This window comes from Psychrobacter sp. NPDC078409 (assembly GCF_050268505.1).
Classification (GTDB): Bacteria; Pseudomonadota; Gammaproteobacteria; order Pseudomonadales; family Moraxellaceae; genus Psychrobacter.
Window position 1 is genome coordinate 94,690 of sequence record NZ_JBNNGW010000001.1, and the last position, 18,294, is coordinate 112,983.

The 18,294-nt window shown below is 43.1% G+C and carries 9 protein-coding genes; 6 read left to right on the top strand and 3 right to left on the bottom strand.

Annotated elements, in window-relative coordinates; genetic code table 11:
• Nucleotides 1-272: 272 nt before the first annotated feature.
• The 3 genes from ACQKC9_RS00305 to recD all read left to right on the top strand — a co-directional run bounded on the left by ACQKC9_RS00305 (nucleotide 273) and on the right by recD (nucleotide 11,681).
• Nucleotides 273-4,781, top strand: a complete 4,509-nt coding sequence (locus tag ACQKC9_RS00305; RefSeq protein WP_427620072.1) for an exodeoxyribonuclease V subunit gamma — start codon at nucleotides 273-275, stop codon at nucleotides 4,779-4,781.
• 76 nt (nucleotides 4,782-4,857) lie between these two features.
• The gene (locus ACQKC9_RS00310) at nucleotides 4,858-9,396 is read left to right on the top strand and encodes a UvrD-helicase domain-containing protein (protein WP_427620073.1); all 4,539 of its coding nucleotides are present in this window, start codon (nucleotides 4,858-4,860) and stop codon (nucleotides 9,394-9,396) included.
• A 74-nt stretch (nucleotides 9,397-9,470) separates the two neighbouring features.
• Nucleotides 9,471-11,681, top strand: coding sequence for an exodeoxyribonuclease V subunit alpha (recD, locus tag ACQKC9_RS00315; protein WP_427620074.1), 2,211 nt, complete (start codon nucleotides 9,471-9,473; stop codon nucleotides 11,679-11,681).
• Between the two features lie 118 nt (nucleotides 11,682-11,799).
• Here recD and ACQKC9_RS00320 read toward each other — a convergent pair whose 3' ends face one another.
• Both ACQKC9_RS00320 and ACQKC9_RS00325 read right to left on the bottom strand, forming a co-directional pair.
• The gene (locus tag ACQKC9_RS00320; RefSeq protein WP_057760160.1) at nucleotides 11,800-12,363 is read right to left on the bottom strand and encodes a hypoxanthine-guanine phosphoribosyltransferase; all 564 of its coding nucleotides are present in this window, start codon (nucleotides 12,361-12,363) and stop codon (nucleotides 11,800-11,802) included.
• A gap of 102 nt (nucleotides 12,364-12,465) precedes the next feature.
• Nucleotides 12,466-13,134 carry a hypothetical protein gene (locus ACQKC9_RS00325; protein WP_427620075.1) on the bottom strand — a complete coding sequence of 223 codons (669 nt, stop codon included), beginning with the start codon at nucleotides 13,132-13,134 and terminating at the stop codon, nucleotides 12,466-12,468.
• Nucleotides 13,135-13,436: 302 nt separating this feature from the next.
• Between ACQKC9_RS00325 and ACQKC9_RS00330 the strand changes: the two genes are divergently transcribed.
• From ACQKC9_RS00330 to ACQKC9_RS00340, 3 genes are all read left to right on the top strand, one after another.
• On the top strand, nucleotides 13,437-15,119 hold the full coding sequence (locus ACQKC9_RS00330; RefSeq protein ID WP_102093089.1) for a carbon starvation CstA family protein: 1,683 nt from the start codon (nucleotides 13,437-13,439) through the stop codon (nucleotides 15,117-15,119).
• 115 nt (nucleotides 15,120-15,234) lie between these two features.
• Complete coding sequence (locus tag ACQKC9_RS00335) at nucleotides 15,235-15,546, top strand: cory-CC-star protein (protein ID WP_057760166.1); 312 nt, start codon at nucleotides 15,235-15,237, stop codon at nucleotides 15,544-15,546.
• A gap of 73 nt (nucleotides 15,547-15,619) precedes the next feature.
• Nucleotides 15,620-16,636 carry an ArsA family ATPase gene (locus ACQKC9_RS00340; RefSeq protein ID WP_427620076.1) on the top strand — a complete coding sequence of 339 codons (1,017 nt, stop codon included), beginning with the start codon at nucleotides 15,620-15,622 and terminating at the stop codon, nucleotides 16,634-16,636.
• A gap of 16 nt (nucleotides 16,637-16,652) precedes the next feature.
• On the opposite strand, the gene ACQKC9_RS00345 is transcribed toward ACQKC9_RS00340, so the two are convergent.
• Nucleotides 16,653-18,128, bottom strand: coding sequence for a DUF3482 domain-containing protein (locus ACQKC9_RS00345; RefSeq protein ID WP_427620449.1), 1,476 nt, complete (start codon nucleotides 18,126-18,128; stop codon nucleotides 16,653-16,655).
• Nucleotides 18,129-18,294 lie beyond the last annotated feature (166 nt).

Sequence of the window (18,294 nt, forward strand, 5' to 3'; positions counted from 1 at the left end):
TGTAGAGTTTGCTACTATAGTTGTTTTTGTTTACGGCCCTCATGCTAGCAGAAATGCATCATAGTAACGACCATCAAACATGGATTGATGAGTATCGATTTTTGTTTTGTCTAGATATTTTATGGTGTTTTTGACATTGGATACAGACATCTCATCTTATCTTTATTATGCGTAGTACTATTATCACTATTTTTATCAGCTGCATCATTTATAAGTGAAGCCTTTTTTATTAATCCTAATATCTCACCTTTATTGCAATCAGATTATTGTCTATGTTCACTATTATTCAGTCGCACCGTACCGAAAACCTCGTTGATCAATTGCTTGTACAATACCAGTCCAAGGATCAGCCGGTTTTTGAACCCTTCATTGTCATTGTACCGTCAATGGTATTGGGTGATTGGTTGGATAAAACTATTGCTAGCCGTGCTGGTATTAGTACCTTGGTGCGTACTAAATTTTGGGGTCAATATCAATGGACGCTGATGCAAGATGTATTGACCCGCCATAATGCATACTTACTGGCGCAAAACCCTGAAGCGACAACTCTAAACGTGCCGGAAGTGGCGGTGTTATCACCGACAGTAATGCAGTGGCGATTGTTTGGTTATTTAACTTATTATCAGGAGTCGATTGTTGCAGATGAAAAGCATCCAGTTCATCCGTTGTTAGCGTCTTTGATTGATGACCCACAGGCAATTGCTCAACAAGACAGCTTACAACAGGATAAGGCGCAACAAGATGCTCGTATTTGGCAACTGGCAAGCGATTTGGCTAGGGTGTTTAACCGCTATTTAACTCACCGTGAGGATTGGTTGGCATTATGGTCGCAAAATAAGCAGTTGAACGTAAGTGAGTTGATAGCGGATAAAGACGCCTTATCCCTGCGCTTTGATAAGTATGCGCGCGGTACGCCTGAGTGGTTGGTCGAGCATTATGTTGAGTTGGAAATTGCCCAACGTTTTTTATGGTCGCATTTGTTTGCTGATGTTCATCTACACCGTGTGGCACTGGAGCGTGCGTTCTGGTCAGCTTTAAAAGGTAACAAGGCAAATGAGCGCGATCAGTTGCCCAAAGTACTGCGTATATTTACCATTCAGCAACTGCCACAGACCGAGCTTGATTTTCTACAGCGCTTGTCACAATACATGAATATCACGTTATTGCACTATAATCCATCAAAGCTGTTTTGGGCAGATATCGTTGATAAATCATGGTTACAGCGCCAGCAGATTATCAACCCTGAGAGTGTGTTCTTGCGTGATTATGGTCATAGTTTGCTATCGCGTCTCGGTAAGCAGTCGCGCGATGCGTTTGCGATGCTTGCTAACTTATCAGGTAATGAGCAATACGACGATGCGCTAGTCGAATGGCAAGATAACTTTGATAATGGTGTAGATGATGCGCTCGTTCATGGCATGTATGAAAGTGTCGTCCCTGCTGAAGACGCTGTCAGTACTCAAGATGCGCAAGGTAACCTGAGCTTATTAAAACGTTTGCAAAATGATGTGTTGATGCTTGATGAGCAATCTACCCAGCAGGCGACAGCTGCTACAGTCTCACAAGCGGTAAGTAAGCAGATAGAGTCAAGCTTTGATGAAGCTAAGCCAGCAACGGCTTGGTATGAAGATGAAGCGTTAGAGAATAAGCGTTTTGAGAAAGACCGTTTTTGGGCAATCTCTTCTCAGGATAATAGCCTAAGCATTCATTCGTGTCATAGTTTGCAGCGTCAGCTTGAAGTATTACGTATTATGATTGGTCGTTGGCTAAATGAACCTATCAAACTAGGTGAAAAGAAACGCCATATCTCCGACATTGTTGTGCTGCTACCTGATGTTGAACGTCATCATGCATTGATTGGGTCTATCTTCGTCAATGGTAAGGGTCAAGACGGCTTGACTTTGCCTGCTAAGGTGACTGGTGTTGTTGACGCCGATATTCGCCAGTTATGGGAAGCGATTATCGGTTTTTACAAACTATTGGGTAGCCATAGTGCCCGTTTTGAAGCAGCTGAAGTCTTAGACTGGTTGATGTTGCCGCCTTTGTTTGAAAGCTTTGGACTGACTCATGAGCAAATGAGCCGTGGCTGTGATTTATTGGTAGAGGCGGGCTTTATTCGCGGTTTTGACGAGCTTCATCTTAAGCAAACTTTAGACAGTAATGATTACGACTATCGCTTTAGCTTTGCACAGGCATTAGACAGATTAACTTTAGGTCTGGTCATGCCAGAGGCTGAGTTGAGTGATTGCTTATATGATCTAAATGACGATGAATGGCCAAGCACTGCGTTACCAGAAATGACCTTGCCGTTACCACAAGTGAACCTAAATGATGCGTTGATTGTTGAAGCGCTTTGCCGCATTTATACTGGTTTGGTTGCACGACGTGATGACCATACACAAAAAATGAAAGCGGAAGATTGGCTTGATCAGATTGAGACACAAGTTATCCATCGCTACTTTGGGGATGTAGACCAAACGCGTACCATGCGCGCCATCTACAACGCGATGAATGGTTTTAAATCAAGTCTGCGAGCCAATCGTCACTATAGGCAGTACGCTAGTGGTGATGTCGACAACAGAGAAGTGGAGCAAAGGCTGGCAGGTGTGGAGCAGTTGCCACTCAAGCTAAGCTTTATGCTAGACAGTATTGAAAACGAGCTTGAAAGTCAGCAGGTCAGTGCGGAGCCGACGGGGGTGATTACCTTTGGTCGATTCGGGGCACTTAGAAACGTGCCATTTGAGCTGGTGGTGATGCTCAATATGGATCTCTCTGAGTTTCCTGGGCGTGATCGTGATAACCGCTATGATTTGATGAAAGCGACCAATGCCCGCCGCGGTGACAGAGTCAGCGAAGATGATGACAACGGTGCATTTTTAGATGCGCTACTGTGCGCGCGCAGTGCATGCTGGATGTTCTACAACGGCCAAAGCTTGACGGATACTCATGAGCATTTGCCAGCTAACCCAGTGAGTGAGCTATTGCAGTTTTTGCAAGGCGAGGTGCAATGGCAGGTGAACTCGCTTGAGACATTACCTGAGAATATTGATCCCACCACCGAGAGTCTCAAGCGCTATTTGCCAAAATTGATTAAGCAGTGGTTGGTGACTGAGCATCCTGCACTACCTTTCCATGAGAGTCTGTTTGAGACAGAAATCGAAGGCATTGATGTTTTTGAGCAAGCGTCTCCTGACATTGATGACAATGCTAATGCCAACGTTAATGCCAATATTAATATCAATGCTCAGGATACCAGCCCTGTCGATATGATTGATGAGCTGGATACTTTATTAAATACAGCCATGCGCAAAACCAAACTGGCTCAGAAAAAGCAATTTCCGCCTGCGCCGCTTTGGCAAGCGGTGTTTGACACATTAAAAGGTCGAGTATCTAGTGAGCATAAAGAGTTGGTGGGCTTACCTACGAAGGCGCAGCATGAGTCAATCGCTCAGGTGTTGGGTCAAGGCTTAGGCCAGCTAGGTCAAGTAGACAATCATACCTTGTCTGCATTGGTTGAACTGTTGGCGCTAGATACGGTTGTCGATACTAGCAATGGCAATAACATGACAGAGGTGCTATCTGATAGCATATTTAACATCGGAGAGATAGATATTGAAGGGGCATTGGCTTACCAAGTGCGTCATCCTGCCAAAGCATTCTTACGGTCTCAAAAGGTGCATGTGGTACAAGGTGAAGAAGCATTGTCGCAGCAAGAGCCGCTATTCTTAGACAGTTTAACTACCTATCAAATCAAAGATCATTTGATTAAACAGTTGGTTGCTGATGAGAATAAGAAAAATGATAGTAATGCAGCGGATGAAACTACCACTCCAATTCTGATGTATCAAAAAATTATGCCCGCTGGTGTCGCTCGCCAAACCACGCTACCCAATCAACAGAAGAAACTGCAACAGCAATGTCTAGAGTTCAAAGAGCAGTTAATTGCTAATGGCTTTGATGAGAGCAGTATTCTCAACGAGAGTAAGGCAGATAGCAGCAGTGTATTACAGCTACTGTCGCCAACTGCCGAGCATCCCGTTCAGATAGAGCTAAAAAATATACTGAGTAGCACTGACAACGAGTCAAGCAATCAGACGAATATAGAGGATATAGAAACACTGCTTAAGCTGCTGCCAAAAATCATCAAGATCAAAGGCTCAGTACCTGTAGTAGCCCCCATATCAATTATTCAGGCGGGTATGCCTTATGCTCAGCAATCACCCAAGCAATGGTTAAACATACTGCCCAATTCTGCCAGTCCTAGGCATTTACTCAAGTTTTGGTTGTCACATTTGTATTGGCAAGTGGCTAGACGTACCACTGCCGAGCAAGTAGCATTAAATGATGGCGTGAGTATTTGGCGTTTTAACAAGTCCAACTCGCAGGTTAAAAAATATGACAAAGTAATCGCATTTAAACTAAGCCCAATTGTCTATGAAGACGCTGTGATTGAGCTGATAAAATGGGCTATTTTTGGCCAATTAACGGGTCAAGTGCCTATTACGTTATTACCAGAATATGCACTTAATTACCTTGATAAGCATCTAACCGCTGAAGAAGGTGATGGCAACCAATACTGGCCAAAACGGGCCGACTTCTCCGACTGGTTAAGACCCAATTACAACTCGGATACGGTATACGATACTTGCTCGCAGCATGCCATTTGGCAATACGTACTACGTGACCAAGATGCATTCAAATCGCTATCGGCAGCTCTGACTACATTAGCCCAGCCATTATATGCGCCGATGTTTAATGCGTTAACTAACTTAGATGGTTAGCCCATTATTTAGAACAGCCTCTAATTAGTTTTTGCTATCTTGTTTTGATAAATAATAATTAAAAGTATGCGCCCATATGACAGACCTTAGCGATCCAACCAATACCATTGACTTGTCTACACAACCGAATTTATTTGATGAATATTCAGATGAGCTGCCTTGTTTGTCTGCTATACCTGAACGTAAAGCCGATGTCATACCAGCAGTCGATGTTGACCTAACGGGCAAGCACCTAATTGAAGCCTCAGCGGGCACGGGCAAAACTTGGACGCTGACCGGTATTGTACTGCGCCTACTGATCGAAGCGCGACGTGCACCAGAGAAAATCATCGCCACGACTTTTACTCGAGCTGCCGCTGCCGAAATGCGTCAACGTATTCATGATCGTTTGGTAGATTTCTATCAGTTATTACAATGGGTCAATAGCCTAAGTGCTGATACTAGCAATAAAGAGCGTTTGTACCCCAATATGTTGCAAGTTATGCCTGAGGGTAATAAAGACGCACAAGTAGGCAGTAGTTCAGATGTAGATGCAAACGCTGAGACAGGCATTGATGATTTAAATCAAGACCTTGCTGCTGATAAGCAAGCGGCGGCAGAGAAACGTAAACAAGCAAAAAAAGACCGTGAAGATTGGCTGGTTAATCAGGCCAAATATGTGCGCTTAGATGGCATCATGCAAGATCCTATTAACCTGCATCTCGTCGGCTATTTGCTCGATCACGTGTACAGTTACCCAATGGCGGAAGCTATCAGACGTACCGCACTGGTACTCACCACATTGGATAAGCTATTTGTAGGCACGCTCGATAGCTTGGCGCAAAAATGGTTGACGGAGTACAGCAGCGAGACTGGTCACCAGCAGGGTATGGGGATTATTGAAGACAGCAGTATTGAGCAGGTGACTGACAGTATTATCCATGATGAGCTGCGTCAGTTTCAGAGCCGCTTATACTATGAGCAGCCCAAACTCTATGCGCTAATGGATCAGCAAGGCAAGCTGACTGCGGTTGGCGATCATAAGAAATATGTTACTCGCTCGCTTAATTTCATTTCTGCGCCGATTGATGAGATAAGGATTGAGAAAGGCTTTAATTTTGATGCATACGAAAAGCTAATCAATGATTTTTCTCAGTTAGATTTAGCTGATATCCAGCCTTACTTAAATCCTGATTATAGAAAGTCTCAAGGCTTCAATGGACGTTCTAACTTATTTAAACAGTTTGATGCCATAATCGAGGTGCATCAAAAGATATCGGAATATCAGCTGGCATTTAATAGCTATTTGAATGAGAGCGAGAATAAGATTCTGACATCATTGCAGGATTCTAGATATCCAGATGAAGATGGCAAAATTAAGAACTTCAATAAGAATAAAGAAAAAGAGCATCGGACACTTTTTGAGCTAGAGACCATTAGTAAGTTAATGGCTATCTTAGAGATGCTTGACAGTTTAAATCAGCATATTTTGTTAGTATTGGCCGATCTTAACCGTCATATTGTGCTGGCTGTGCGTAATAGGCTGCCAGTTATTTTAGAAGAGCGTGGTGAGACGACCTTTAGTCTACAAATGGTACGCTTAAACCAAGCGCTAACTGGTCGCCAAGGAGATAAGCTGGCGCGTTATATTCGTCATCACTATCCTGTGGCATTGATTGACGAGTCGCAAGATATCAATGGCGAGCAAGCCATTATGATTGAAAGCATCTACTTGCCAAAGAATAAACGTAAACAGTCGGACAGTGACAAGCAAGCAACCACTAAGAAAGCCAATCATGAGTTTCTGCTATTGGTTGGTGATCCCAAACAGGCTATTTATGGGTTTCGTGGCGGTGATGTGGCCAACTATAACTACATGAAAGCCCAGTTTGATAAAAGTACGCTTTGGACGCTTGATATCAATCGCCGTTCAAATGCGGGTGTGATTAACGCATTGAACTGTTGGTTTGGTATGGCGAATGCAACAACTGCTGATAATAAGCTGTCGCAGCTGGGTATTGGGATTCATTACCAACATATCAAAGCAGCAAAACCGGAATATGAGCTATCTTGGTTTAATGAGTCAGATAGTTTGGATGATGTACTGGTGACAGAAGTGCTTTCTGCTCAGCCAGTGAGCTTATTGCACCTGCCTTATGACAAGGACAAAGAGTTTGATTATGATGAACATGAAATAACAGCTCGCCATATAGCCACTTTGCTCAGTAGTGGTCAGACGCTAAAAGGTAAACCGATACAGCCCAGTGATATTGGGGTGCTGGCACGTGCCAAAAAAGATCTGAAAAGGGTCGAAGATGAGCTAGTAAAACTTAATGTGCCGACCTTGACTACCAGTGATGTCAGTATCTTTGAGACTATTATGGCAGAAGATGTGGCGGCGCTACTAAGTGCCATGTTATACCCGTATCGTCATGACATGATTAATCGGGTATTGACCAGCCACCTATATGGACTGAGTATCAAAAACATCAAAGCCATGATGACGGATCATGAGTCAGGCATTACCGAGGGTAGCAGTACGCTAAGTGCCCATTCAAACAATTCTAATTCGAAAGACCCATCAGTTAATGAAGCTACTGATAATAAGAGCTATCAAGACTTTATTACCTATTTAAAAGAAGGTGCACAGCGTTGGCAGCACTTTGGCATATTATCAGCGCTACATTATTTATTAGATAAAAGCCCTGTACAGCCGCAAGGCGTTTGGCAAGCCCTAGCTGCTCATCCAGAAGGTGACCGTCATATCATGGACTTGCGTCATGTGATGGACATCTTGGCGCAGTATGGCCTAGGCATGGGTGAGCATGAGCTACTGGCGTGGTTCAGGCAGCATATAGATGCAGCGCCCAACAGTGATTGGGCTAAGCAATATCCGCTACCGACAGAGTCTGGCGTACAGCTAATGACCATTCATAAGTCAAAAGGGCTTGAGTTCCCTATTGTCTATGTATTGGGAATGGGTGATGCCAGTAGGAAGTCTGGGAATAAAGAAGACTATGGGCTGTATCTATATAACGCGCAACAAGCGCCCTCAGCGTTAGTGCGGCAGTCGATAGAAGTACAGCAGTCGACAGATAATCAATCGGGTAATCAGCGCCGCTTCTCACCATTGCAAGGATCTGCTACTGTCGAGGGTTACTATACCGATATCGAGACACAAGAAGGTTTTGATGAGATAAGACGGCTTGGCTATGTGGCATTTACTCGAGCCAGTGAGCAGCTTTATGTTGTGCTGCGAGATCCGAGTAACAAGACAGGGTTTGAGCTAAAGTCAGTGTTTTATTGGTTTGAATCGGCAGAAGCAAAGTTTGAGCTACCAGATAGGCTCAAAGGTATCGTAGGCATGCTTAGAGGTCATAAGGTTAATGAGTTCTATGATAATAATTACGCAAGCAATGATGCTAACTCAGCAGGTATAAATGATAATGTTCAGATGACTGCTACCAAGTCAAATGCTCATAAGCCTACGACAGAGGCTATTGAATACGCGCCATTTTCTGAGGTTATGAAAACTAATTATTTTTATGGCTGGGCCAAGACCAGCTTTACCGCCTTAGCGCGTCAGCTAGATGAATCTACACAAGCAATGGCGATAGTGGATGAGCGTATTGATGATGCGATAGACATCGATATGACAGAGTCTTCTGTTTCAGACCTCTCTTTACTTAATAACGACGAGTCTAGCAAACAAGACAGTGAACTAAGCCTCAAGTCAGAAGATGATATCCGCTTTACCTTTGTAAAAGGTGCCAATGCCGGTACGTTTTTGCATGAGATATTTGAACAAATAGATTTCACCAATAAAGCCCAGTGGCCTCAGGTTATTGATAGAGCGATTAGTAGCTATCAGTTGCCGCTGATATATAGCAGTGCGGAACAGCAGAGCCGCAGATCACAAGGCAAAAAACAAAGAAATAGTGATGGGTTTGATCTTGAGTCAATAGATACAACCAAGCATGAGGCATTAATTAATTGGATTGAAGAAGTGTTGCATGCGCCACTATTGGCTTCCAATCAACCCTTGATTGCTCTTGATAAAGGTAAGCGGTTTGCCGAGTTAGAGTTCAACATGGGGCTGTCAGAGAGTTTTAAAGCACAGGATATTAGTCAACTTTTTCAACAGTATTTACCTGATGATATGGATAAGCACGTCACTCTAGTCCCACAAAACAAAGCACATCTGTATCGTTATTTGCGTGGTGAGATTGACTTAGTGTATGAACATGCTGGCAAGTATTATGTGGTCGATTATAAGAGTAACTTTCTAGGAAATAGCCTAAGCGATTACAATGAAGATACGCTCAAGAAAGCAATGTCCAAAGCGGGATACTGGCTACAAGCAGCAATCTATCAGGTAGCATTGCATCGGTTCCTTGCTATGAGAATCAGTGATTATACGGGTAACGAAGATAAGTACTTAGGCGCTGTAGAGTACGTGTTTTTACGCGGTGTGTATGACCCGAATGCTCAGACAGCTACTATGCCTACATCACAAGATAGGGCTCAGTCTAACCACGGTAGCTTGAGCAGTAATAGTTGCTATGGATTGGTCACTTGGGATATTCCCATTGCCTTTATTAAAGGTCTAGATGCATTGTTTGGCCTGCCAGATTAATAAAGCTTATATAGCAACTAGGTAGATAAAAATTGTTATAGCAGTTAATCAGATTAAAAAGAGATAAATATACGATGAGTAATAATAACAATAAAAGTAAGTCAGCCATCAGCTTACAAGAGAGCTGGGCCAGTAACATCAGCGATTATATTTTGCTGCGCCGTCAGCAAACACATGTAGCATATGACGCGAAAGATGCAAATATGAATGATGAGAGCAAAAGAATCAATAAGTCGGAAAACAATGACTTATTTACTGCTCTATTCGTTATTTTAGCGGCTCATTTGGAAGAGGGCCATACTGTATTAACTGTCGATACAGCCGATCATGAAGCTCCCATGCAAGGTCAGATTAATGGGGAAGTAGTCACGTTATATGCATGGCAGCAGCAATTATTGGGGATACTGGCAACACCAATTTTTGCGCTGATTGATACTCAGATAAAAACGCAACTAGACACGCAACTAGACGATGATACTACAACGGAGACATCGCTATTTGCATTACTAGATGTTTTGTTTGGTCAGCGAGATCACCTGTGGGCGCAGCTAGCACTGAGTAATCATGAAAAAGAGACGTTGAACAAACGTTTTGATGCGATAACTACGTTATATCATCGCTTGAAAAATAGCGACTTAAATATTTTCGTTCATTCAATCCATGAGCATGCTTTATTCGCTAATGTTAATGCGAACCCTAATTGTAATAACTATCAAAATAGCCTAAGCAAAGATAATCAACCAATTATTTATAACATCGCTAAGAATAAAGAGACCCGAGGTTCAAAAATCACATTTTGGCTACACCGCACATGGCAAGCAGAATTTAACTTAGCACAGCATATCAATCATATTTTGAATCAGCAGATAGTGCCTTTAGACATTACCATGCCTGAGAACTTAAATGACCAACAGATAGCCGCTATCAATGTGGCGAACAATAATGCATTTAGTATCATTACTGGTGGCCCAGGGACAGGGAAAACCTACACCGTTGCTCAATTGGTTATCGCGTTACAACAGGCGACAGAGAGTAGGGGAGATGAGTCTGAATATATTAGGTTTAGCACAGACAGTGCTAGTCTAGCATTAGCAGCGCCAACGGGTAAGGCGGCCCAACGTATGCAAGAGTCTCTGCAGGCGGCTTTAGACGACGCAAATGTAGAGCTGCAGTTGCAAGAGGCAAAAACCATCCATCGTCTACTAGGCATTGGTCGAACGGGTAGACCGCGCTACGATGCCAACAACCCACTGGGTGAGGATATTATCATCGTTGATGAAGCATCTATGCTCGGAGTTGAGTTGGCCAATTATCTTGTGAGCGCTGTAAAGCCAAGTGCAAGGCTAATACTATTAGGCGATGCTAATCAGTTAGCAGCCGTCGATGCAGGAGCAGTATTGGCTGATCTCTGTCGCATTCCGCTACTGCAACCCATACATGCAGAACTAATCGAAAGTCGCCGATTTAGCGCCGAGTCAGGTATCGGTAAACTGGCCACTCAAATTAATAAAGCAGAGGCAAATCTTCAAGCTATTTGGCAATTACTAAGGCAAGACGCTGCCTTAAGTTTTCAATATGTTAGCATGTTACAAGCAGAGTCCATATCAAATAACAAGATAAAAAATAGCCTAAGCAAAGAAAAAGTTATTTCAAAGATCTCCAGTAATTATCAATCATACGTAAGTAAAGTTGAAAATTTACTAAAGAGTCCAATAGAAAAATCCGTGCCAGAATCAGTTAAAAATACTACTTCTTCGTTGATGGAGGTATTTAATCAATTTAGAATCTTAACCGCTGGCCACAATGGTGAGTGGGGCGACCACTATATCAATAACTATCTCACCCAATGGCATCTTGCTGAGTTAAAGTTACCATTGGGTCAAAATACATGGTTCCATGGACGTCCTGTTATGGTGCTACAAAATAACTATGAGCTTGGATTATTTAATGGGGATATTGGTTTCTGCTTACAAACATCAGATGAAAGAAGCCAATTAGAAGTGTTCTTTGAAAATAAGACTCAAGGGATAGCTGTTAATTTGCTCAATGAAGAGGTGATAGCCACGGCATATGCAATGACCATTCATAAGTCACAAGGATCCGAATTTGATCATGTTGCTATTACTTTTGATAATAGTCATGCAAGATTGCTGAGCAAAGAGCTTATCTATACGGCAGTGACTCGTGCTAAGAAGCAGGTAACGATATACAGTACCAAGCACGCCTTAGAAAAAGCGGTTCAAACACCAACTGAACGCCATACTGGTTTGGCATTACAGTTTTAACGATTCATTCAAGTGATTGTCGGTGCAATAAGTCAGCGCAATAAAAAAGCATCCAAATTGGATGCTTTTTTAGGACTTAACTATTTTAATCAATTAAGTCTAAGTCTAAGTCTAAGACTTAAACTTTGTCTTCTTTGATTGCATAGATACCTGGTAGGTGACGCAAGTAACCATGGAAATCCATACCACAACCGTAAACATAGCGATCTGCAACATCAATACCCACAAAATCTACGTCAAAATCTGCAACTTTGCGATCATGTTGCTTGTTAAGCAATACACAAGACTCAAGTGATAGAGGCTTTTCTTTACTTAGCTCTTCAACAACTGCTTTTAGAGTAATACCTTCGTCAAAGATGTCGTCGATTAACAATACGTGCTCACCTTCGATACTAACATCAGGCTTGAATTTCCAATCAAGCTCATTAGTACCTTCGTTATCACGATAACGAGTCGCATGAATATAGTGCATGCGATGGTAGAACGTAAGATGTGTCAGTAGTTGACCAGCTGGTATCAGGCCGCCGTTCATCACGACCATAACAATTGGGTTTAGACCAGCATAGTGTAGATTAAGCTGAGCGGCCAAACGCTCATAAGCAGCAGCTACTTCGATACTGCTAATAAGGCACTCTGAGTTGCGTAAGGTTTTTTCAATTTCTTGGTTACTGATTTGGGTCATCGGGTGCGCCTTTGGTAAAAAGTGCCGCTTATTTTAGCAAATTTTAGTGAATTTGCCCAACGTCATATGACTTTTGGGACAAAATTAATCCAACTTTTAGGGTTATTCTGGCTTTTCTATAATAAATGGACGGTAATAATTGGCCAATCTATTCAATGAGTCATTTGGTAGGTCAGGTAATAGCTTATTAAGTGCCATACTCATGCCTTTATCAATTGCCGATTTGGCAACTGGAACTGACTTACGTTTGATCATGCCTAGCTTTAATGTCTCAGCATAACGACTGATGAAGTGGGTCAGTGTTTCTTCGTTCATGGTTTCGAGTGCTGTTTTAAATTTGACTCTATCCACATGTTCAGGCGTGATAGCAGCAAAACCTTCAGTGATGGTATTGGCATCTTTTTCTGACAGTTTAAAGCCGACACGTTTAACACCTTCATTATCAATAAAGGTTGCATGATCTCTTAGAAAATGAAAACTTGGTAACACGTCTTTGTTGTTTTCTTTACCCAGTAAGATATTGAGCAGAGTATCTGTCGCGCGTTCAATCGTTCCAACAATTTTGCGCATAGAGGCTTGACGTTCAGGGTTAGGAATAATCTCTACCAAACCAACCAATAAATTATCAGTAAGATCACGCGCTGTCTGATGCGTAAGAGCATCGCGATAAGGGTAGTACTCTACATTCTCATTTGAAGCAACGACTTGTTCGGCCTCACTGATTAAAGCTTTTAGTTTATCTGAGGGTACGAATCCAAAATAATGTGCCATTGCACTTCCTTTATTTGTTGTTTTTTATGTCTTACTTGCGTTACATTTATCACCAAATCGGTTATTATTCAAACAAAGTTTCAGTCTCAGGCTCATCAAACCAAATGCTGATTAGTGACATGCCCTAGTTATAAGATAAATGACTTTGTTGATTGGTAATAATTTTGCAAATTGCTAGAATTTACCTAAACGATAGATGAGCTGAGTCACTCATCGCACACTAATTTAGCATATTTTTCATATTTTAATTCAAAAAGCTTGAACTTATAAGGCTATTGACTACTTGTCTAGGGAGAGATGAGATGAATAGTGCTATTGTACTACTATTCGCCGTTGCCGCTATGCTCTGCGGCTACGTATTTTATTCAAAATTTATCGCCACCAAAATTTTAGCATTGGACAACAGCCGTCCTACACCCGCACATACGATGAAAGATGGGATCGATTATGTTCCTACCAATAAGTATGTATTGTGGGGGCATCACTTTACGTCAGTGGCAGGGGCTGCACCAATTATCGGTCCTGCCATTGCAGTTATTTGGGGCTGGGTGCCTGCCATTATTTGGGTAGTGGTAGGTACTATCTTTATGGCTGGCGTACATGATATGTCTGCTATTTGGGCAAGTATGCGTAATAGAGGTCAGTCGATTGGCTCTATTGCTGGTACTGTCATGGGCACACGTGTCCGCAGCTTAATGATGGTTGTCATTTTCTTATTACTACTAATGGTCAATGCTGTATTTGGCGTAGCTATTGCCAATATGATGATTAAGACGCCATCTGCGGTATTGCCAGTTTGGGGTGCCTTAGTGGTTGCCTTTATCATCGGGCAATGTATCTATCGCTACAATATGAATCTGGTCTGGGTGTCCATTATCGGGGTAACGGCCTTGTACGGGCTTATCTATCTCGGCCCTATGTTCCCGATTGTGCTACCTGAAACCATCATGGGTTTGCCTGATAACGCAGTATGGATCTTGATTTTATTCGCCTATGCGGCGATTGCGTCGTTGTTGCCCGTATGGATGCTGCTTCAACCTCGTGATTATATTAATGGCTTACAGTTATTTGTCGGTTTGATTTTATTATATGCCGCTATTTTTATCGGCACGCCTAATATTGTCGCGCCAGCCGTTAACACTGCATTACCAGCGGATACACCGTCACTTCTACCATTGTTGTTTGTGACAATTGCTTGTGGTGCCATATCAGGATTCCATGGTTTAGTCGCCACAGGAACTACTTCTAAGCAGATTGATAAAGAAGAAGACGTTCGTTTCGTTGGTTACTTCGGTGCATTGGGTGAGGGCATGCTAGCACTTGGGGCAATCCTTGCAGCAACCGCAGGTTTTGCAACGCTTGGTGATTGGCAAGCGGTCTATCAAAAGTTTGGTGATGGCTCTATCGGTGCGTTCATCGACGGCGGTGCGACCATCTTGAATGCCGGCGTTGGTATCGACATGGTGCTATCACAGACCATGCTTACGGTAATGGCTGCATTGTTTGCTGGTACGACGATGGATACTGGCGTACGTTTACAACGTTATATCTTCCAAGAATTTGGTGAATTTTATAATTTGCCCGTACTCAATAAGAGTGTCGTTGCAACGTTACTTGCTGTCGGAAGCTGTTTATTATTAGCGTTCGGTGCCGGTGGTATCGATGGCGCTGGCGGTATGATTATTTGGCCGCTATTTGGTACAACCAACCAGTTAATGGCTGCTTTAACCTTGATGATCGTTACCATTATCTTATTACGTAAGGGCAAGCCAGTTTGGTACACCTTAGCACCATTGTCGTTCTTGTTGGTTATGACTGTCTTTGCACTATTGATTCAGCTCAAAACCTTCTTTACTGATGGTAATTGGCTACTTATTATTATGGATATTATTATCTTAATCGCAACTATTTTAGTGACGTTTGAGAGTTTGTCTGTACTACGCAAAGAGTGGTCACTACATAAAGGTAAAAGCGGTGAGGTTTAAACGTTAAACCATATTGAGTGTCTGTTTAATAAAAAACGCTAGCAGCAATTGCTAGCGTTTTTTGTATCATATAGGCATGATAGATCATAAGAATTAAGTAAAATACGAGTACATTATGGAAAATGAAAACACATCAAATAATATAGAAAATGTTCAACCATTAGAGGACACTCAACCATGGTGGCAACGGTTTAAGAGTGGACTAAATGAGTTTTATCATGCGCCTTATCGTCAGACGATGGCACGCGCGGCACGTGATGAAGAAGATTTTTTTATGTTGCTCATGTTTGCTGAGAGCTTGGGTATTGATAATCCCGCCAGCTTTTATACATTAGAGCTACAGCCATTATTTTTAGAGAACTTTCATGAGTGGCATACACGTATGGGAATGGATAGATGTCCATTTGACCACGTTGGGTGCTGCTAACCGTAGTGGATTGACTATATAAAAAAGTAGCTAAGCATTTATTAGATAATGAGACAAAATACGAGATAACAGTATGGCATTACACCCTTTACATGGATTGGTAGAGCAGTTAGAGACACAACCGATTATATTTATCGGCGGCAAAGGTGGTGTAGGGAAGACCACCACGGCAGCAGCTCTAGCCAGCTACTATGCAAGCCAGCAGCAAAAAACCTTGATTGTCTCAACCGATCCAGCACATAGTTTGGGCGATGTATTGAATGTACGACTCAATAATGAGACAACGGTAATATCACCTTATTTAGATGCGATTGAGTTAAATCCTGACGTGATTGTCGATGAACATTTTGCTCAAGTCGAACGTACAATTAAAGCTTATGCCAACCCAGATATGATGCCAAAAATTCGTGAGCATCTGAGGCTATCTAAGTCGGCACCTGGCGCCCAAGAAGCCGCGATGCTCGAATCCATGTGTCACCATTTAGTCGAAGCGGCAGATGCTGGGTATGAACACATCATCTTTGATACCGCACCGACAGGTCATACTTTGCGATTATTGGTATTACCAGAAATGATGGGGGCGTGGACGGATGGGCTGCTTGCACAGCAGCGACGACAGGCCAAACTACGTTCGGTGGCGACGCATTTGGACAGTCACAATCAGAAACAGAGCACGCAAAAGAACGACGTGGCCAATCCATTTGCAGCCAAAAAATCCGACCGTTGGGAGCAAGCTGTATCCGTATTAGAAAAGCGCAAGCAATTGTTCCGCCAAGCAGGGTTGCTACTACATGATCGTACACAAACAGCGATTGTGTTGGTGATGACCGCTGATGTTTTACCATTGGCTGAGACCAAGCGCGCTATCGAGCAATTAGAGGATAGTAAGCTCATGCCAGCAGCAATCGTTATCAATCAGTTGATATCAACCACACAGTCGGATGAGTTTTGGCGACGCCGTGCTGAGCGTCAGCAGCATCTGCTGCAGGATATCGAACAAAGCTTTACCAAGTACCCGCTGTATCCGATCTATCTGCAACAGACAGATGTACGCGGTACTGATGCATTGAGTGCGTTGTTAAGTGCATAGATAGTTAGCTAGTAATTTATGACTCACGCTTATACGACTGCAATTTACCTGACAGTGACCATGCCATGTCTGTGCGTAATAACTGAGCTTGTTCAGACTTACCGCTGCTTAGCGACGACCATTGCGGTTTACCTCGGGCTTTTTTGAGCTCACTTGGTAATTTATGTGCTGGCCATACAGTAATTGGATTATTGTCTTCATCTGCATGGTCACCGTCGTCAGTTAGCGACGTTTCAAGACTGCTGTTTTCGCCCTTATATAATAACTGAGTAGCGTCTGTAGCAGCATGACCACGATGACGTAATGCCGTAAGTAAGTCTAATGCTCGCGTGGCTAATAGCGTCAACGTAGCAGGGTCGATATATAAGCGTTTCACCCCAGTAATCCTATCGGCAATGCTGCTGGTGTTTGATAGCAACCCGCCTGCGATACCACCTATTGCGGCACCCAATCCCAGTGTCGTACCTAGGGCTGCCGCATCAATGCCCAATCCGAGCAGCGCACCTGCTGCTGCACCAGAAGTGGTACGAATGCCGTAGCTTTTGAGAAGTTCAGGGTCAAAAGGGTCTTGTTGATAGGCTTGTAGTTCAAGCGGTGTTGCTGCGACCGCATTGTCATAAAACTTATAAAGGTTAAGTAGGTTGTGCTGCATCGCACGTTCACTTTGCCTGACCGCTTCTTGCATTTGCTGTAGTACAGGAAGTGGGTCGTCATCTTCATTGATCTCGCGTACAAAGGCGGCGACATTCAATAAAAAGTCAGCGATGATGATATTGGCCTCATCATACAGCTGCGCCCAGTCTTCCGTTCGACGTTGCATCAACTGCTCAAGCATTTCAGAGTGAGTAAGCATGGTGGCTAGGTTTTTCCATAGACGCATCTCATCTTCAAACTCAAACGCGACCGAATCGAAACGCGTTGAAATATGCAGATGGCGTCTTGCCAGCATCGTTTGCCAGTCGTCGATATTGGCATTCTGGCTGTCTGTAAAATTAAAAACAGGCATCACAGGAATCGCAGCCCAAGATAAAATCGCTAGCTCATCTTTATATTTACCCAATACAGGCTCACGAGCATCTACCACGTAAATGGCCATATCACTTGTCAGCAGCTGACGAATCACTTTGGCTTCTTGGCTATAATCATAGGGCAAGTCATAACTGTCTGCACCTTGAGCGACATCCGCCGCCAAAAACTGTTGCAGACGTTCAATACCATCACGGCGACTGGCAGTATTATCATCTAGCCAGTCCATAAGCCCTGAAGCATCTTCCAGACCAGGTGTGTCGTATAATGCCACTAGCACCTCACCAGTGCGACTGTCTGTCAGCTGTGCTTGCTCGACGTGACGCGTGGTCGCCGCTTCGTTTTTGACTTCGCCAAAATATACGTCTCGCAATAACGTGCGCAATATAGAGGTTTTGCCCGTATTGGTATGACCGACGACCGCCAATTTAAGCGGTTCACCACTGGCAATCGTTTTCTTTGTCATCTTTGACGCTGGTGCTGTCGTTGCTGATGCTTCGGTTGATACAGGTTGATTATCCTGAGTAGCTATTGACTGAGCTACTGTGTATTTTGATGTATTGTCTGAAGGAGTGCTTGAAACATCAGGGGTCGTCTCATAAGCTTTGTCCGCAAACATACCTGTAGGCTTA

Bases quoted from the DNA above. Each gene is read 5' to 3' on its own strand.
- ACQKC9_RS00330 (WP_102093089.1), top strand. From the start codon at position 13,437: ATGAATAGTGCTATTGTACTACTATTCGCCGTTGCCGCTATGCTCTGC.
- ACQKC9_RS00325 (WP_427620075.1), bottom strand. From the start codon at position 13,134: ATGGCACATTATTTTGGATTCGTACCCTCAGATAAACTAAAAGCTTTA.
- recD (WP_427620074.1), top strand. From the start codon at position 9,471: ATGAGTAATAATAACAATAAAAGTAAGTCAGCCATCAGCTTACAAGAG.
- ACQKC9_RS00305 (WP_427620072.1), top strand. From the start codon at position 273: ATGTTCACTATTATTCAGTCGCACCGTACCGAAAACCTCGTTGATCAA.
- ACQKC9_RS00320 (WP_057760160.1), bottom strand. From the start codon at position 12,363: ATGACCCAAATCAGTAACCAAGAAATTGAAAAAACCTTACGCAACTCA.
- ACQKC9_RS00345 (WP_427620449.1), bottom strand. From the start codon at position 18,128: ATGACAAAGAAAACGATTGCCAGTGGTGAACCGCTTAAATTGGCGGTC.
- ACQKC9_RS00310 (WP_427620073.1), top strand. From the start codon at position 4,858: ATGACAGACCTTAGCGATCCAACCAATACCATTGACTTGTCTACACAA.
- ACQKC9_RS00335 (WP_057760166.1), top strand. From the start codon at position 15,235: ATGGAAAATGAAAACACATCAAATAATATAGAAAATGTTCAACCATTA.
- ACQKC9_RS00340 (WP_427620076.1), top strand. From the start codon at position 15,620: ATGGCATTACACCCTTTACATGGATTGGTAGAGCAGTTAGAGACACAA.